Annotated in this window: 17 protein-coding genes and 1 pseudogene; 14 read left to right on the top strand and 4 right to left on the bottom strand. The window is 67.8% G+C overall.

Annotated elements, in window-relative coordinates; all coding sequences use genetic code 11:
* Window positions 1-25: 25 nt before the first annotated feature.
* The 8 genes from ACWEKS_RS14760 (at window position 26) to ACWEKS_RS14725 (ending at window position 6,842) form a co-directional block, all read left to right on the top strand.
* Window positions 26-1,528: an amino acid permease gene (locus ACWEKS_RS14760; RefSeq protein WP_452340558.1), complete on the top strand. Its 1,503-nt coding sequence runs from the start codon at window positions 26-28 to the stop codon at window positions 1,526-1,528.
* On the top strand, window positions 1,525-2,622 hold the full coding sequence (locus ACWEKS_RS14755; protein ID WP_452340557.1) for an alpha-hydroxy acid oxidase: 1,098 nt from the start codon (window positions 1,525-1,527) through the stop codon (window positions 2,620-2,622). Before ACWEKS_RS14760 ends, ACWEKS_RS14755 begins: the two co-directional genes overlap by 4 nt.
* Window positions 2,619-2,978: a RidA family protein gene (locus ACWEKS_RS14750; RefSeq protein ID WP_452340556.1), complete on the top strand. Its 360-nt coding sequence runs from the start codon at window positions 2,619-2,621 to the stop codon at window positions 2,976-2,978. Before ACWEKS_RS14755 ends, ACWEKS_RS14750 begins: the two co-directional genes overlap by 4 nt.
* Window positions 2,975-3,979: a hypothetical protein gene (locus tag ACWEKS_RS14745; RefSeq protein ID WP_452340555.1), complete on the top strand. Its 1,005-nt coding sequence runs from the start codon at window positions 2,975-2,977 to the stop codon at window positions 3,977-3,979. The genes ACWEKS_RS14750 and ACWEKS_RS14745 overlap by 4 nt, the downstream gene beginning before the upstream one ends.
* Before the next feature lie 97 nt (window positions 3,980-4,076).
* Window positions 4,077-4,409, top strand: coding sequence for a DUF732 domain-containing protein (locus tag ACWEKS_RS14740; RefSeq protein WP_354848287.1), 333 nt, complete (start codon window positions 4,077-4,079; stop codon window positions 4,407-4,409).
* Window positions 4,410-4,679: 270 nt separating this feature from the next.
* A complete protein-coding gene (locus ACWEKS_RS14735; protein ID WP_452340554.1) occupies window positions 4,680-5,282 on the top strand; it encodes a dihydrofolate reductase family protein in 603 nt (200 codons plus the stop codon).
* Window positions 5,279-5,620 (top strand): YciI family protein, encoded by a 342-nt coding sequence (locus tag ACWEKS_RS14730; RefSeq protein ID WP_452340553.1) that lies wholly within the window; start codon window positions 5,279-5,281, stop codon window positions 5,618-5,620. Before ACWEKS_RS14735 ends, ACWEKS_RS14730 begins: the two co-directional genes overlap by 4 nt.
* A gap of 1 nt (window position 5,621) precedes the next feature.
* Window positions 5,622-6,842: an RNA polymerase sigma factor gene (locus ACWEKS_RS14725; protein ID WP_452340552.1), complete on the top strand. Its 1,221-nt coding sequence runs from the start codon at window positions 5,622-5,624 to the stop codon at window positions 6,840-6,842.
* A 5-nt stretch (window positions 6,843-6,847) separates the two neighbouring features.
* On the opposite strand, the gene ACWEKS_RS14720 is transcribed toward ACWEKS_RS14725, so the two are convergent.
* Window positions 6,848-7,576 carry an enoyl-CoA hydratase/isomerase family protein gene (locus tag ACWEKS_RS14720; protein WP_452340551.1) on the bottom strand — a complete coding sequence of 243 codons (729 nt, stop codon included), beginning with the start codon at window positions 7,574-7,576 and terminating at the stop codon, window positions 6,848-6,850.
* Window positions 7,577-7,852: 276 nt separating this feature from the next.
* Between ACWEKS_RS14720 and ACWEKS_RS14715 the strand changes: the two genes are divergently transcribed.
* Complete coding sequence (locus ACWEKS_RS14715; RefSeq protein ID WP_452340550.1) at window positions 7,853-8,287, top strand: nuclear transport factor 2 family protein; 435 nt, start codon at window positions 7,853-7,855, stop codon at window positions 8,285-8,287.
* A gap of 609 nt (window positions 8,288-8,896) precedes the next feature.
* The gene (locus ACWEKS_RS14710; RefSeq protein WP_452340549.1) at window positions 8,897-9,175 is read left to right on the top strand and encodes a hypothetical protein; all 279 of its coding nucleotides are present in this window, start codon (window positions 8,897-8,899) and stop codon (window positions 9,173-9,175) included.
* 23 nt (window positions 9,176-9,198) lie between these two features.
* Here the strand turns inward: ACWEKS_RS14710 and ACWEKS_RS14705 are convergent, their stop codons facing one another.
* A complete protein-coding gene (locus tag ACWEKS_RS14705; protein WP_452340548.1) occupies window positions 9,199-9,474 on the bottom strand; it encodes a hypothetical protein in 276 nt (91 codons plus the stop codon).
* A gap of 433 nt (window positions 9,475-9,907) precedes the next feature.
* Between ACWEKS_RS14705 and ACWEKS_RS14700 the strand changes: the two genes are divergently transcribed.
* Both ACWEKS_RS14700 and ACWEKS_RS14695 read left to right on the top strand, forming a co-directional pair.
* Complete coding sequence (locus tag ACWEKS_RS14700; protein WP_452340547.1) at window positions 9,908-10,204, top strand: hypothetical protein; 297 nt, start codon at window positions 9,908-9,910, stop codon at window positions 10,202-10,204.
* Between the two features lie 5 nt (window positions 10,205-10,209).
* Window positions 10,210-10,689: an SRPBCC family protein gene (locus ACWEKS_RS14695; protein WP_452340546.1), complete on the top strand. Its 480-nt coding sequence runs from the start codon at window positions 10,210-10,212 to the stop codon at window positions 10,687-10,689.
* Between the two features lie 891 nt (window positions 10,690-11,580).
* Here the strand turns inward: ACWEKS_RS14695 and ACWEKS_RS14690 are convergent.
* Window positions 11,581-11,703 carry a hypothetical protein gene (locus tag ACWEKS_RS14690; protein WP_452340545.1) on the bottom strand — a complete coding sequence of 41 codons (123 nt, stop codon included), beginning with the start codon at window positions 11,701-11,703 and terminating at the stop codon, window positions 11,581-11,583.
* 376 nt (window positions 11,704-12,079) lie between these two features.
* On the opposite strand from ACWEKS_RS14690, the gene ACWEKS_RS14685 reads away from it, so the two are divergent.
* Window positions 12,080-13,273 carry an AbrB family transcriptional regulator gene (locus ACWEKS_RS14685; RefSeq protein WP_452340544.1) on the top strand — a complete coding sequence of 398 codons (1,194 nt, stop codon included), beginning with the start codon at window positions 12,080-12,082 and terminating at the stop codon, window positions 13,271-13,273.
* A 20-nt stretch (window positions 13,274-13,293) separates the two neighbouring features.
* Here the strand turns inward: ACWEKS_RS14685 and ACWEKS_RS14680 are convergent.
* Window positions 13,294-13,484 (bottom strand): annotated as a pseudogene (locus ACWEKS_RS14680) (DUF4158 domain-containing protein); the annotation flags it as partial.
* A gap of 635 nt (window positions 13,485-14,119) precedes the next feature.
* Between ACWEKS_RS14680 and ACWEKS_RS14675 the strand changes: the two are divergent.
* Window positions 14,120-15,349, top strand: coding sequence for an IS110 family transposase (locus ACWEKS_RS14675; protein ID WP_452340726.1), 1,230 nt, complete (start codon window positions 14,120-14,122; stop codon window positions 15,347-15,349).
* Window positions 15,350-16,105 lie beyond the last annotated feature (756 nt).

Genomic DNA, 16,105 nt, shown 5'->3' with positions numbered 1-16,105 from the left:
CATTCTCTCCGAATGGATTCCAGAAATGGCAGCACAAACTCGGGCCGGCGTGACTCCGGCAACCCCGGCCGCCGACGGAACGCTCACCCGCAGTCTCGGCCGGGTGGACCTCATCGCCATGGGCGTCGGCACCATCGTGGGCGCGGGCATCTTCGTCACCACCGGCATTGCGGCCGCGACCAAGGCGGGACCGGCCATCGTCCTGTCGTTCGTGCTGGCCGGGGCCATCTGCGCACTGGTGGCGCTGTGCTACAGCGAACTCGCGTCCATGACGCCGCTGTCCGGCAGCGCGTACACCTATACCCGCGGCACGCTGGGCGAGGTGCCCGCGTTTCTGGTCGGCTGGAATCTGCTGCTCGAATACGCGGTCGCGGCATCGGCCATCGCCATCGGCTGGTCCGGATTGTTCGGGGCCGCCCTGGATTCCTTGTTCGGAGTGACACTGCCCAAGGCGATTTCCGCGGGCCCCAGCGACGGTGGCGTCATCAATCTTCCGGCGGTCCTCATTGTCGCCATGCTGATCGGCGTGCTCGTGTTCGAGGTCAGACTCACCGCAGTCGTGGTGAAAACTCTGGTGGCCTTGACCATCGGCGTCCTCGTCCTGGTGATCGCGGTGGGCGCGCCCCACCTGCATCCCGGCAACTGGTCGCCGTTCCTGCCTTTCGGCGTACACGGCATCGCGGCCGGCGCGGCGCTGGCGTTCTTCGCGTATCTCGGTTTCGATGTCGTCGCCACCTCCGCCGAGGAGACCCGCGATCCGCGCCGTGATCTGCCCTGGGGCATCATCGGCTCGGTCGTCATCGCCACCGCCCTCTATGTGGCCGTGAGCGCTGTATTGACCGGTGTCGCACCGTATTCCACCCTCGGCAATGCCGCGCCGGTGGCGACCGCACTGGCCGCCGTGGGAGCCGGGTGGATCGGCAAGGTGATCCTGGTGGCCTCGGTGGTCGCGCTCACCAAGGGACTGCTCATGGTGTGCTACGGCCCGACCCGCCTGGTGTTCGCCATGAGCCGCGACGGCATGGTTCCGAAGGCGCTGTGCCGCACCGGTTCCCGGGGCACGCCCGTCCGGCTGAGCCTGCTGCTCGGCACGGTCGTCGCCGCGGTGGCCGGGCTGCTGCCCATCGGCACGGTGGCGGAGCTGGTCAATATCGGCGCGCTGTTCGCGTTCGTGATCGTGGCCGTGGGCGTGCTCGTCCTGCGCCGCACCGCACCCGATCGCCCGCGTCCGTTCCGGGTGCCCTTCCTGCCCGTGGTGGCCGTCTGCGCCATCGCCGGATGCGTCTGGCTGGCAACCACATTCGAGGCGCTCACCTGGTTGCGGTTCGTGATCTGGAGCGCGGCGGGAGTCGCACTGTATCTGTTCTACGGTCGCAGCCACGCGACCGCCGTCCACGGCCCGACCGCCACTGCGCTCGATCCACCCCAGGTGCCCGATCCGAGCCCGGCACCCGATCCCACCCGGGCGACGGCCGATTCGAGCGCACTGACCACGACCGCGACGGTGACCACCGGAGGTGCCGCGTGACCGCGCAGCTCGACAGCTTCTACCCGACCCGCGTCGACTTCGGGACCCTCGACGAGATCCATCGCGCGGCCGCGACCGCACTGCCCGCCGACGTCCTGGACTTCATGGAGGGCGGCGCGGGCAAGGAGATCACCCTGCGGGAGAACCGGCTCGCCTTCGACCGCTGGCGCATCCTGCCCGCACCGATGAGCGGGGTGGGCGCACCCTCGACCCGCACCGAATTTCTCGGAATGCCCCTGGAGACACCGCTTCTCACCGCACCGTTCGGTGGTGACGCGCTGTTCCATCCGGACGGGCATCCGGCCGTGGCCCGGGCCGCCCAGGCCCGGGGAGCGCTGTCCGTCGTGCCGGAGGCGGGCAGCTTCTCCTATCAGCGGGTACACGCCGCCGCACCGCGCGCCGCCCGGATCGCGCAGGTGCATCCCTTCGGGCACGCGGCCGCGGTCGCGGACCGGGTGGCGCGACTGGGCTACGACGCGCTGTGCGTCACCCTCGACTGCCCGGTCGGCGGCTTCCGCACCCGCAATATGGCCAATCGCTTCGACCCCGACCAGCGGCACTTCGCCGGGAATCTGACCGGCGAGGACGGCGCTCCCGGAGTCGCGGAGATCTTCGGACAGCTGCTCAAACGCGGTGGCATGGTGTGGGATTGGGCCGAGCTGGCCGGCGCCGCCACCGGGTTCGGGCTGCCGTGGATCGCCAAGGGCGTGCTCACCCCCGCCGCGGCCGACCGCGCCCTGGCCATCGGCGCGAGCGCCCTGGTCGTCTCCAATCACGGTGGCCGCCAAGTCGATCCGGCCCCGGCCAGCCTGGACATGCTGCCGCGCATTCGCGCGGCGGTGGGCCCGGAGACACCCATCCTGCTGGACAGCGGCATCCGCACCGGCAGCGATGTGTACCTGGCGCTCGCGCTGGGCGCGGACGCGGTGATCCTGGGCCGCGCGGCCATCTACGGCCTGGCCGCGGCCGGGGAGGCCGGAGTGGATCGGGTGCTGGAGCTGCTCACCGAGGAGCTGCGCACCCTGATGATCCTGTCCGGCGCGGCCACCCTCGCCGAGATCGACGCCACCCGGATCATGCGAGCCGCCCCGTGAGCGCGTTCCCGTTGGCCCGCACCGCGGCCGGGCTCGTGTTCACCTCCGGCCTGGCCGCCGTCGACCCGGACACCCTGACCGTCACCACCACATCCTTCGAGGGCCAGACCGCCGAGGTCTTCCGGCAGCTCGACGCCGCCCTCACCGCGGCGGGCAGCGGCCGCGCGCACGTGCTGCGGCTGGACTGCTACCTGTCCGATCGCCGCTGGTTCCCCGGCTGGAACTCCGCCTTCCACACGCATTTCCCGACGGCCGCACCGGCGCGGATCACCACCGTCACCACCCTGCCCATCGACGGGCTGCTCATCGAAATCCAGGCGATCGCCGTCGCCACCGCTCAGGAAGATCGATCATGACCGCAGTCACCCCGCTCGTCCAACCGCAGTCCGCCCTCGGCGATTTCACCATCCGAGACGTCATCGAGGGCCAGACCGCCGGCCAGCTCATCGTCGCCGCCGACGACTGGGGCTGGTGGGTCACCCTGCTGGGCGGCGACACCGTCGCGCCCAGCACCGGCATCCAGCAGACCGTCGCCGAGGGGCTGGTGCGCGCCGGCTTCCTGCTGCGGCGCGGGCGCCGCTACCAGCTCACCCACACTGGCCACGATGTCGGCAAGAACCGCGGCTTCGTGCGGGTGGCGGTGCGCGGGTGGGAACCCACCTTCCGGCAGCTGTCGGACAGCCCGCACCGCGAATACATTCCCGCCGCCACCGAACCCGGCGAGGTGGCTCGCGGCTGCACCGATATCGCGCGGCGGCGGCCGGAGATCTTCGAGGCCATCGGGCACGCCATCGCGGCCGGAACACCCGGCTGCACCATCGATCTCGGCTGCGCCGACGCCGGGCGGGTGCTGGCGCTGGCCGGAATCGCCGAGCGGGAACGGTTCCTCGGCGTGGACATCGAGGACGGCGTGATCGCCTCGGCCACCGCCGAACTCACCGCGCGCGGGCTCGGCGACCGCATCACCCTGCTCGGCGGATCGGTGCAGCCCGAACCGGAACCGCCCGCCTGGCTGGCCACCATCGACCGCGATGCCGTCACCACCGCCATGTCGTTCTTCCTACTGCACCAATTGGCCAGCGACGGTGACGGCATCGCCGCGGTGCTGCGGGGCTGGATGGACTGGTTCCCCAACCTGCGGCGGCTGGTGATCGGCGATGGCTACCTGCTCGAGGCCCCGTATTGGACACAGCAGCCGTGGTTCTCGCCCACCTACGAGATCTATCACGCGGTCACCGGCGTGCGACTGTGGACGCGCCAGGAGTACGAGCAGGCCTTCGCCGAACTCGGCTGGTCCGTGCGGCGGCGGCTCGAGGATCACACCATGCTGGTGACCAGCATTCTGGAACGCGACTGACCCGAATTCCCCGGCCAGAGCTCCGGTCGGCTTCGCACATGGCCCGGGCCGGCCCGGGGTAGGCTCGCCGGGTTCGTTCGATGTTGAAGGAGAGTTCGTGGGTAAAAAGAGCCGTCTCGCTTCGGGTTTCGGAGTGATGGCTGCAGGGGTCGCGTTGCTGGGGGCGGCCGCGGGGGTGGCCGGGGCGGAGCGCGCACTGACCGCGCCGGAGCAGGTGTTCGTGAGCTACCTGCAGGAGCGCGGTGAGCTGCTGACCGATCAGGATCAGCAGCTCGCGGCCATCGATGTCGGCAAGGCCGACTGCGCGGCCATCGCTTCGGGCATGACCAAGGAGCAGCTGTCCGAACAGCTTCCGGGTGGGGCGGCCGAGAAGGAGGAGGCCGTACTGTTCCTCGACGCGGCCACCGCGCCGGGGAGCCTGTGCGGCTGAGCTGAGCCGCGGACGTACCGAGCCTGCGGGCGCTGCCGGAAACGGCGGCGCCCGCAGGTTTTTTCGGGCCCGGGCGGGTCCAACCTGTACGTCGCGCTGGACCGGAACCGCGGCAATCTGGCACTCGCCCGGCATCGGCTCCGCGACATCGAGGAGAACCTCGAGGTCTGTGCCGTCGGAAAATTTCCGCGGCGGTGTCGTGATCGCGGCAGCCCGTTCGTGTAGAGGGTGAACCCGGCAACCTGGCCGGGCCGCAGCCAAGGAGCGAACATGGGCAGGATCACCGCGGTCGTCAACCTCACCCTCGACGGCGTCATGCAGGCGCCGGGCCGGGCCGACGAGGACACCCGGAACGGATTCACCGGCGGCGGCTGGGCACACCGGTACGCGGACCCGGTCCAGGGCCGCGTCATCGGTGCGCACACGGCCGCGCACAGCGACAGTGGCCTGCTGTTCGGCCGTCGCACCTATGAGGACTTCTTCGGATTCTGGCCGCATCAGACGGACAATCCGTTCACCGAGGTGCTGGACAAGGCGGAGAAGTTCGTCTGCTCCCGCACCCTCGCCGAACCGTTGCCGTGGCACAACTCGACCCTGCTGCCCGGCGACGGGATCGCGGCCGTGCGCGCGCTCTGCGCCGGGCGGCCGGACCTGGATCTGGTGGTCCTCGGCAGCGGCGAGTTGCTGCGCTCCCTCATGCGCGCGGGCATGATCGACGAGTACCTGCTCTCGATCCACCCGTTGACGGTCGGTCCCGGCGCGCGCCTGTTCGACAGCGTCGACGTGGGCCCGCTGCGGCTGACCGACAGCGTCACCACGACGACCGGTGTCCTCATGGCCACCTATCGTCCCGCCGGAGAGGAGTCGCGTTGACCGAGTACCTGCTCAGCGTCTACCAGCCCGACGACACCGCGCCGCCGGACAACCTCGACGAGATCATGAGCGAGCTGACGGCACTCGATGCGGAGATGCGGGAGTCCGGGGCGTGGGTGTTCGCGGCCGGGCTGCACGCGCCGAGTACCGCCACCGTGCTGCGCGCGCAGGGCTCGGAGGTACTCGTCACCGACGGGCCCTTTGCCGAAAGCAAGGAGCACATCGGCGGTTTCACCGTCATCCGCGCGGCCGACCTGGACGAGGCGCTGGACTGGGGTCGCCGCATGGCACGCGTCATCGGGCTGCCGATCGAGGTCCGGCCGATCCAGGACAGCTGACATGCCCTCCGGCACAGTCGATGTCGCGGCCGTCTTCGCCGAGCACTACGGCCGCTCGGTGGCTGCCCTGATCCGCGTCTTCGGCGATGTCGATATCGCCGAGGACGCGGTGCAGGACTCCTTCGCGACCGCCGTGCAGCGCTGGCCGCGCGATGGGCTGCCGCCGAGTCCACCCGGCTGGATCATCACCACGGCCCGTAATCGCGCGGTGGACCGGCTGCGCCGCGAGGCCGCCCGCGCGGACAAGTACGCCCAGGCCGCGCTGCTCCGGGCAGAGGGCGAACCGATCGAGGAGGACGCGGTGCGCGACGACCGGCTGCGCTTGATATTCACCTGCTGCCATCCCGCGCTGTCCCGCCAGGCTCAGGTGGCGCTGACCCTCCGCCTGCTGGGCGGGTTGTCCACGGCGGAGGTCGCCCGGGCCTTCCTGGTGCCGGAAACCACCATGGCGCAACGCCTCACCCGCGCGAAGGGCAAGATTCGCGATGCCCGGATCCCGTATCGGGTGCCGTCCGACTCCGAGCTGCCCGCCCGGCTCGACGCCGTGCTCGCGGTCGTCTACCTGATCTACACCGAGGGCCACACCGCCACCGCCGGCGCGCGCCTGACCCGCGCCGACCTGTGCGCCGAGGCCATCCGGCTGACCCGGGTGCTCGCGGAGCTCATGCCGGACGAACCCGAGGTTCACGGCCTGCTGGCGCTGTTGTTGCTCAGCGAATCACGCAGTGCCGCACGCACCTCCGGGACCGGCGAGCTCGTGCCGCTCCCCGAGCAGGATCGAAGTCTCTGGGACACAGCCCTGATCGCCGAGGGCCACGCTCTGGTCCGAGAATGCCTGCGGCGCAACCAGCCCGGCCCGTACCAGATCCAGGCCGCGATCAACGCCGTGCACACCGACGCCCGCACCGCCGCCGACACCGACTGGCCGCAGATCCTGCAGCTCTACGACCAGCTCCTCACCTTCACCCCGAGCCCGGTGGTGCGGCTCAACCGCGCGGTGGCCGTCGCCGAGGTTGCCGGACCCGTAGCCGCACTGGCCGAACTGGACCAGTTGGACCTCGATGACCAGCACCTCTTCCATGCCGTCCGCGCCGATCTCCTGCACCGCCTCGGCCGGAATGCCGAAGCCGCACAAGCGTACCGCGCCGCAATCGCCCACGCCCGCAACGACACCGAACGCGACTTCCTCATCGCCCGCGCCGAGGCGGCACGCCCTGTCTGACCCGCTCAGCGCTTGGTCAGTCGCTCGACCGAGTCGTCCGGCAGCCCGAACTGCATGTCCGTCTCCGCCTTCAACGCCTCGGCGCGTCCGAGTTCCCGCGAATTCGCGTAGAGCGACTTGTAGATTCGATTCGACCCGGCCGAGTTGGCGGTGATCTGCGCGGCCAGGTGCGCCACGAATTCGTCCAGCCCCTCATCGGGTACCGCGTGATTCACCAGGCCCATGTCCGCGGCCTCGACACCACTGAACCGCCGGGCGGTGAAACTGAGTTCCTTGGCCCGGGCCATGCCCACCCGCTCCGGCAGCCGCACCGACATGCCCCACAGCGGGGCCAGCCCCCACTGACTGTGGGTATCCCCGAATTGCGCGTTCTCCCCCGCGACCAGCAGGTCGCAGGCCAGGGCCAGTTCGAGTCCGCCGGTGAAGCAGTGCCCGCGGATCTTGCCGATCACCGGCGCCGGGAACGCCTCGAGCCGGGCAATGGTCTCCGCCTCATGGTAGCGGGACGCCAGCGCGTCACCGGCGGCGAGCGACTCCAGATCGTGTCCGGCGCAGAAGGATCGGCCCGCGCCGGTCAGGATCACGCACCGGACGTCCGCGCCGGCCAGCGCGTCCAGATGCGCCGCCAGCTCCTCGAACGAGGCCGCCGTCAGCGCGTTCAGCTTCTCGGGACGGTTCAGGGTCAGGGTGGCAATGCCATCCTGGACCGTCCGGAGCACGAGCTCAGCACTCATGAGAATTGCCTTTCCTCAACCAAATCCGGCCAACGCGGCGCACGCCACCGGCCGGATACCGAATTCGACTGTCTCAGTCCGTCGTCAGGGCTACGGCCGATGATCTCCTTCATGATCTCAGGCAGGCTCGCGCACTACCGATCGGAGATGGCTTTTCCTGCCGATGTGGCTCACTTGCATCCGTCCTGTGGGTGTCCGTCGCCGTCAACCGCTGACAGTGTTCTGCCAGCGACCGGATGCAGACTGCGAATTCACCTCTTCGAAAGGAATCACGTGGTGACACAGCAGGACCCGAAGATCCGGGCGATCAGCGACTTCTTCGAGGCGTATGCGCGCTACGACTTGGACGGCATGAAGGCGGTACTCACCGACGACATCGCATGGACTATTCCCGGGCACCACGCGCTCTCCGGAACCAAGCACGGACTCGACGAGGTCCTGGCCTTCTTCGCCCAGCTCGCCAAGGCGGGCATGAAGGCCGAGACGTTCTTCCTCGAAGCCAACGCCGAATACGTCGTCGATATCCATCGCGGCTACTCGACCGAGGGCGAGGGCCAGGTCGACACCCTGTGGGCGCTGGTGTGGCACTTCAACTCCGACGGCAAAGTGGACCGCGTCGACAACCTGACCCTCGACCAGCACCAGATGGACACCTACATCTGGAAGAACTTCTCCCTCGCACCCCTGCCCTCCCGCCTCGCGACCGACTGAGGTGCGGCGTTCTATCCGAGAACCATCGGGCACGAGCGCGCCCGTGTAGCAGGTACGGGCAGCGCTGCGGTGTGCGCTGGCATCCCATTCCGAGTGCCGCGATCGGTCGTGGACTGCAACGGCATGACGCACTCACCGCGGCCGGGTTCCTGGGCTTGCCTTAAGCACCGAACCAGGTGGTCAGGCACAGCCGAGCACGACCTCTGCCGTGGTCCCTGCGGACTCCGCGACCACGCCCATCGGTGAGGTCCCGGGCTTGCCGAGCGCCGCTGCCGCGTTGCGCCCCTGGGTGCGAGACCTGGTCGGCGGCGACCTCGACCAACTGGTCGGCAAGTGCTGGACCATCGAAAGGACACGCAGTCGTTGCCTCGGTGAACAGCGGGTCCCGGTTGGCTGCCGCGGCCGATGATGGGGGAAGTAAGAATCGCGTCAGGTGGTACATGAAGCCGCTGAAATGCCTTGCGGCAAAACGCCGCCGCGCTTTCATTGCGTCGGGCGACCAGTGGTTTCAGTAGGTTCCGGGCTTGCCGGCCGGGCAAATCGGGCGTCCTCGTCGCGCCTCGTCGCGCCTCGCCCGCGGAGGGCGTGGGTGGCGCTACGGTTTCCGCCATGATGCTGCTGCAGCCGCCCCCGATCGCGTCCGCGCAGGAGAAGGGGATGATCCTCGATGTGGCCGCTCTCGGCCGCCACGATCCCCTCGGTGCCGACATCCCGTACGTGCGCGCCACCGACGGCTGGATGTTCGAGCTCCCCGAAGAGTTGTGGGAGTGGGCGACGTTCGTCATCGGAGGCAATCTGCGCAACCTCCAGGCCGGATACCCGTCGGAGTTCCCGTGTCGGATCGAATTCGGGGTACGCGACGGCCGCATGTACGCCGAGATGCTGTAGCTCGCACAGGCCGGAAGACACGCTCATGTACCAGGCGACACGATTCTTACCGGCACCCCGGACCCCCAGGGTTTCCGCAACGTGGGCGAGGATAGGGCTGCGGTAGTCACAGGCACCGTGCCCGTGGGCTCTGCGAGCCGGTGCCGGCCGCAGTCCGAGGGTGCCACCGCGGCAGGGCACATGATGGTGGGTGTGTCCAGCTGAACGTGCAGACGGGCGATGAAGACGTCGATGCTGCCGTAGCGCGCGAGGACCTGCGCGAGCAGCTCGTGCGCGGTCGATCCCATCAGATCGGTCATTTCACCTCGTTAAGGTTCACCGACCGGTCGGGCCGGTTCTGTCCGGCATTCTGCACGACAATCTCGATCACGTAGCTAATTCCGAGATGTCGGTGACCACCCGTGCCCGGGCACTCTCGATTCGTGCCATCGGCGCGGCATTCGGGCCGCTCCCGCACAGGATCTCGATACGGTGCGGTGCGGGTGAGCCGATCGTGGGGCGCGGCAGGAATCAGGGTGCGGTTATCGCGCCGCATTCCTCACTTCGGATCACCCGGCCGGGGTCACAGTGGACGACTCCGGAATCGATGCCCGCTTCGCCGACTCCGAGCGGCGCATCGTGCTCGGCAGCCGGGTGGATCGGCCCGCAGACTCTTCCTATCCACCCGGCCCGAGCAGCAATGTGGATCGTCACGGCGGAAATGGTCGCTCGAGACGAAGTGCTGGAGTGCAGATGTTCATCAGCGGCCGGGTCAGCCGCCGCGGCGGTGAGGCTCACGTCGTCATCGGTGTACCGCGGCCGGTCGCCGGGTGCGCCCGCGGTGACAAGGTCTGCCATGCCGAAATCCGGCGGGCGGGCGCCGTCGTGCGACTGCACCCCCAGCCTGGGTCCACGCGGGTGGCACTCGACAACGCGCTGCGTGAGATCACCCGGCATCTGGGCATCGACCTGCCGGGGTTGCTCGCACACGTCGCGATCGGGCCCGCGGTGCACGAGCCCCGGCCTGGTACTGAATCAAGGGCACAATAGGCGGCATGAGCCTCGGATATGTGCCGGTGACCGTCGAATCCCCCTGCCGCACTTCACCGGAGACCGCCTTCGACATCATCGAGCCGATCGACCTGACCACCATCTTCACGGGAATGGGACCACTGCCCGGGGTCGGCGGTGTCCGCGACCAGTCCGGGCCATGGGACACCGTTGGCAACACTCGCATTCCGGTCCTGTCCGACGGCTCCACAGCCCGCGAACGCCTCATCGCCTACACCCGGCCCCACAGCTTCGCCTACGAAATAACCGATTTCACCGGCCCGCTGCGTCTTCTGGTCGAAAAGGTGCGTGGAGAGTGGACGTTCACCCCGAACGGTTCGGATTGCCTTGTCCGCTGGACTTATTCGTTCCATCCACGTCCAGGTCGGTACTGGTTGATCCGCCTTGCGGTCGCACCAGTTTGGCGTCGCTACGCCACCGCCACCCTCGTCCGCGCCGTCCGCGCCGCCGAAGCGGCACTGTGACCCCCGATTGCGGCTCCCGCCCCATCTGTCGAACAAGCCGTCCTCACCGGCTCACGAACGTCGGCAGCGCCACACCACGGGCCTCGTGACCACGGCGGCACCGGGTTGGGCGGCGTAGCCGCCCAACCCGTCATTGGGAATCACTCATCGCATCGATTTCATTTCGGCGCTGTTCGGAAAACGACATCCCACCACGGTGACAGGTAGGACCGACAGGAAGCTGCTCGGAAACGCTCGATGAGTCTCACCCCGCGACAACCACCAGCGCCCGCCGCGAAACTCGGGGCGAGCGCTGGTGGTTGTCGCGCCAACTACCGGTTGGTCAGAACATCGCCGGGAGATGGGAGGCGCCGCCAGAGCCTGCGGCGGCGCTGCCAGTCCCGGCAAGAGCGGCGATGATCAGGCCAATGATTGCCAACATGAAGGGTGTTCTCCGTTCGTGTCTACTCAGGTCTGACTAACTTATGACACATCAACTTAACCTGGTCAAGTGACCAGTTGTCAACCTCGCGGTTTGGTCGGGCGCTGGCCAGCGGATGGGAAGTCGGCGACTTCGAAATATGACAGCCACGCTCGGTGCCGTCGCTGTTCGCTGATGTTCCGTCTTTGCCAGTGTTCGAAGTCGTCTTCAGCACTGAGGTGCGAATTCGGTTCTGGCTGAAGGGACTTCGAGTATCGGTGTGTCTCGTACTCCGCTTGTGTAACGTGCTTTTTGCTCGCACTCGTCTTCAGTGGAGGGGTTCGCGGGATGGCCGGTGATGCGGTGGTGGAGCGGGATGTGTCGACCGCCGATGAGCCACGGTGGCGGTGCGGCGGGCGGAGGTGATCAGCCGTCTCGCGCAGTCGGATCGGCTGAGCGTGACCGACAGTGCCGGCGTGGATTCAGTGGCTCTACGAGCGCGACCCCCACACCGCGTGGGCGTCGTCGATGTCGACGCGCGCGGCGGCGTATCGGCCCGCGATGCCCATCCCGAACAACCCCGAACCCACGCAGACCACACCATCGGCAACCACACCATCGGGCAACCTCTACGACGGCTCAGCGGTGATCGTCATCATCTCCCGTGACGCTCGACGGCCGGTCGGTGCCGAGCTGGAACCGGCCGTGGGGTTGACGTCAGATCAGAACAGCGCTGACAGTCGTCACGCTCGACCCCGGTACAGTTATTTCTTGGCAACTGTTTCTCGGGTGTGAGGCTGTCAGGGAGTTTCTATGGTTCGGTCGCGGGCTGATGTTCACCAGAGCTCGGGTGAGCCTCCAGATCCGGACCTCGCTGCGGCTGCCACGATCGTTCAAGGCCTGGCCTCGTCCGCCACCTGCTCCGGCCGACCGCAGCCACCTGCGCTGTGCGCGGGCCCGCGCGGTCGATCATCACGTCGGTTGGTTCGCGTGTCGGTGCTGGGATCGTGGTGCGGGGCCGCGTGGGTGATGGTGCGTGGTTTTCTGGGCTGGGCCGTTGTCATCGTCGGGTGTTACTGGCTCGCCGAGTGCGCTGAGGTAGTTGGAGTTCCCGCCGCGGAGCTGGTGGTGCCGCTGGTCGCGGGCATTGTGCTGGCGATCACCGGGCTGGTGCGTTCGCCTTCCCCGGAGCGGGCCAGTCGGGCAGTTCAGGCCATGGTCGGTGTGGTGATGGGCAGCTACTTGCAGCTCGATGCGCTGCGATCGGTCGCAGGTGCGAGCCTGCCGTTGATCGTCGTGACGGTCGCGTCGATTCTCTGCTGTGGTCTGGCTGCACTGTGGCTTGCCCGAACTCCGAAGTTCCCGCTGGTCGATGCCGTTCTGGGAATGGTTCCCGGTGGGTCGGGCGGCATCATCGCCTGCGCTGACGACCTCGGGGCGGATTCCCGGCGGGTGGCTTTCGCGCAGTTCTTACGGGTGGGTGTGATCGCACTTTCTGCCCCGTTGATCGTCACCGCGGTGGGCAGCAGCGGCACTCGCTCCTCCTCGCCGCTGACATGGCCCACCTTCGACCTGTGGGTCGACCAACCTCAGGGCATCTCATCGGTCCTGGCACTGTGCGCGGTCTGTCTTCTGGGTGTCAGATTGGGGCAGCGGATCAAGCTGCCCGCACCGGTACTACTGGGCCCGATGGTATTGGCTGCTGTGGTAACCATGACCGGCACGTGGACAGGCCTCGCGCCGGCCGGACCGCTCAAGGACATCCTGTTCGCAGTTATCGGACTCGAGATCGGCCTGCGGTTCACCCGGCCCGCTATCGGTCAGGTAACAGCCGTGTTGCCGCGCCTGCTGGTCGCGATCACAGCGGTTTGCCTGCTCTGCGCTGGGATGGCCTGGGCCGCCGCGGCGATCAGCGGCCGCACGTTTGTGGAGGTTTATCTGGCGACCACGCCGGGTGGTATCAACGCCGTGTTGGCCACTGCCGTATCCAGCGGCAGCGACATCACGTTGATCTCGACCGTGCAAAGTCTGCGGCTGTTTCTCGTTCTGTTGGCGTTACCGCCACTCATTCGCTGGCTCGATACCCGCACCACCACACGAACACGGCCTCACCCGAACCCACAACCAGACGTGTCAGCTCGATCCCATCGTGTGGGAAGTGAGATCGACGCGATGAAACAGTAGTGGGGGCTGTGCCGGGCCTGCGGCGCGGTGGCGATCTTGTCCGGAACGAACCCCAGCCCCAGCAGCGTGCACAACGCGACCGTAAGACCGAGCTGATCCTCCGGTCCCCGCCCCCGCCCGGCGCGACGAACGCGATATCGGCCGGGGTCAGCGTAAAGAACCGGAACAGCTCCTCGCGGCTGATCTCCGGAAACTCCCGCAGACGCACCAACTCCTACTTATGTAGTAACGGTTACTCGAACTGACTTGGACGCCACGCCAACTCCACGGCCCTCGAGGCCTCGGACGAGGCAGTGCGCCGAGCAGTTGTGGTGATCGTTCGGCGGTTCGGCCGCGGTGACTCCTCGGTTTCTCCTGGGCGGTGACAGCCCTCAGACAAGGCCGTGAGTACCGGAGCCGAACCGGCCTGCTTGCCGTTGCGGTGACCTCTTGGCAGCCCGTGGGTTGAGAGTCCTCGAACAAGAGTGGGGGCACCTGCAGCGGAGCCTGACCTGCCGTGATCGACCCCTGACACACCTCTGGGCGGTGAGCCCTCGTGCAAGACCGCGGGTACACGGCAGCTGGTGCAGCCGGACCGGGCACTGACGCGTGTTGGTCCCGTCCGGCTGTGCGTGTCGAATCGAATTGCTCGTGGTTCGAGCCTGCTCTCACGATCAGACACCTCAGCTTTCGAGAGCCCCGAGTTCTTGGAAAGACCGGTGCCGTGCGGGTGCGCTGGGTCGCGAACAGCTCATCGGAGGCAAGCCCACAGAGGCTCGTAAGTAGGGCGCTGCGCGTTCTCGCCGAGGTCTTGGACCTGCGGATACACCCGATACGAGGGAGGCCGGTATGCACCGATAGTGCGGAATCGATTGGGCGGAAGGGCATCACGATATCGCGGTCATCGACCACGACGGAAAACTCGTGTCGAAGAAGAGAATCAGCGACGATCCCACGGGCTTCGCTGAGCTCACCGCCTTGCTGAGCGAGGCCGGCGACACCGCCGCGGACCCGATCGCAGTCGCGATCGAAACCCCGCGCGGCCTGATGGTCGCCGCACTGCGCGCCACCGGCCGACCGGTCTATGCCATCAACCCAATGGCCGTCGCCCGCTACCGCGAACGCCACTCCATGACCCGCGCCAAATCCGACCACGTCGACGCCATGACCCTGGCCAACATCATCCGCGTCGACCGCGAATACCACCGACGGCTGCCCGCCGACAGTGAACTTGTCCAGGCCATCGCGGTGCTGGCGCGGGCCCAACAGGACGCGGTCTGGCGACGCACCAAGGCCAGCAACGAGCTGCGCTCGCTGCTGCGCGAGTACTACCCGGCCTTCCTTGCCACCTTCGCGGGAAGGTCGGCCACCAACCTGGCTCGACCCGAAGCCCGCGTGATACTGGCCCTGGCACCGACTCCCGCCCACACCGCAAAGCTCACGAAGACTCGTGTCGCTGCCGCGCTGCGCCGCGCCGGACGCCAGCGCGGCGTCGACGACCTCGCCGTCGAGATCCTCACGAGCCTGCGCGCCCCGCAACTGCGTCAGCCCGCGCCGGTCGAGCAGGCGATGGGCCGCCAAGCCCTGGCCCTGCTGGCCGCCCTCGACGCCGCCTGCGCCGGCGCTGACGACCTGGAACAGGCCACCGCGGAGGAATTCCGCAAACACCCTGACTACGCGGTCGTCACCAGCTTTCCCGGTCTCGCCGACCTCACCGGCGCCCGGGTCCTCGCCGAGATCGGTGACGACCGCACACGATTCGCCAGCGACCGAGCGTTGAAGGCCTACGCCGGATCCGCACCCGTCACCCGAGCGTCGGGCAAGACAATCTCCATCACCCACCGGCGCATCAAGAACGACCGCCTGGCCGCCGCCGGATGGGTCTGGGCGTTCTCCGCCATGGCCAACCAAGGCCCCGCCCGCAACCACTACCTGCGCCGGCGGACACACGGCGACCGGCACGCGCCCGCGATGCGGCACCTGTTCAACAAGATGCTCGGCCAACTGCACCACTGCCTCCTATCCGGCCAATCATTCGATCCGGTCAAAGCTTTCGGTCCGTCCTTCGACACACCCCCGACACGCTCTGCGGCTTGACCCTTAAAACCATCGGAGGTCTCGTCTGCGAATACCTGCGTCGCCACGAAACCCGACCTCCAGCACCCCGACCAACCTCATCGGCCGCCCAGCACCTACCGCACCCGCCCACAGCCTGAACCGATCACGGCGATGCGGGTACGGCGGTGTTTCATGAGCCCCGACAGTAAGTGAAATGTTAGTACTTCGCATTGGTTCGAGTGCCCCCAACGCTGAGGGCGCGGCGTCGCAGCAGCGCATATCCGGCCAGCGAGCGGCCGTCCCTCGAAAACTCACACCGCCAGCCGCCATCAACCCATCACGTCGGTGATCCCCACGTCGACGACTCCTGCGCTTCGTGGTGACCACCCGAGCTACACCACGCCCCGGGACTTGACCGTGCCAACAACGGATACTTGCGTCGGGTATGGCCAGGCTGATTGAACGGCGCTGGGTCACCGCGATTGACCCGCTGGCAGCGGTTGACAGTGCGGTGTCAGCGCCGTCGGGCAGTATTCGCGGCCATGACGGAAATGACAGCGACGATGCGGGCCGCCTACGTACCGACCGGCCGATGCGATGCGGGAAGTGCGTAACCTGCCCAGGCCGCAACCGGGTCCCGCCGAGGTACTGATCCGGGTACGGGCCTCTGCTACATCGACACCTGGTCCACCACAGGGGTGTTTGGATGGAAGTCGGGGATGGCGTATCGATGCGAGGAGAAATATGAAGGCCAGACCAGTGCTGTTCGCCGCGTTCGCCACCGCCCTCGTGGCC

The organism is Nocardia sp. NPDC004711 (assembly GCF_053601595.1).
Note: the sequence above shows the minus strand (reverse complement) of the source record. Positions and strands in the feature narration are given on the sequence as shown.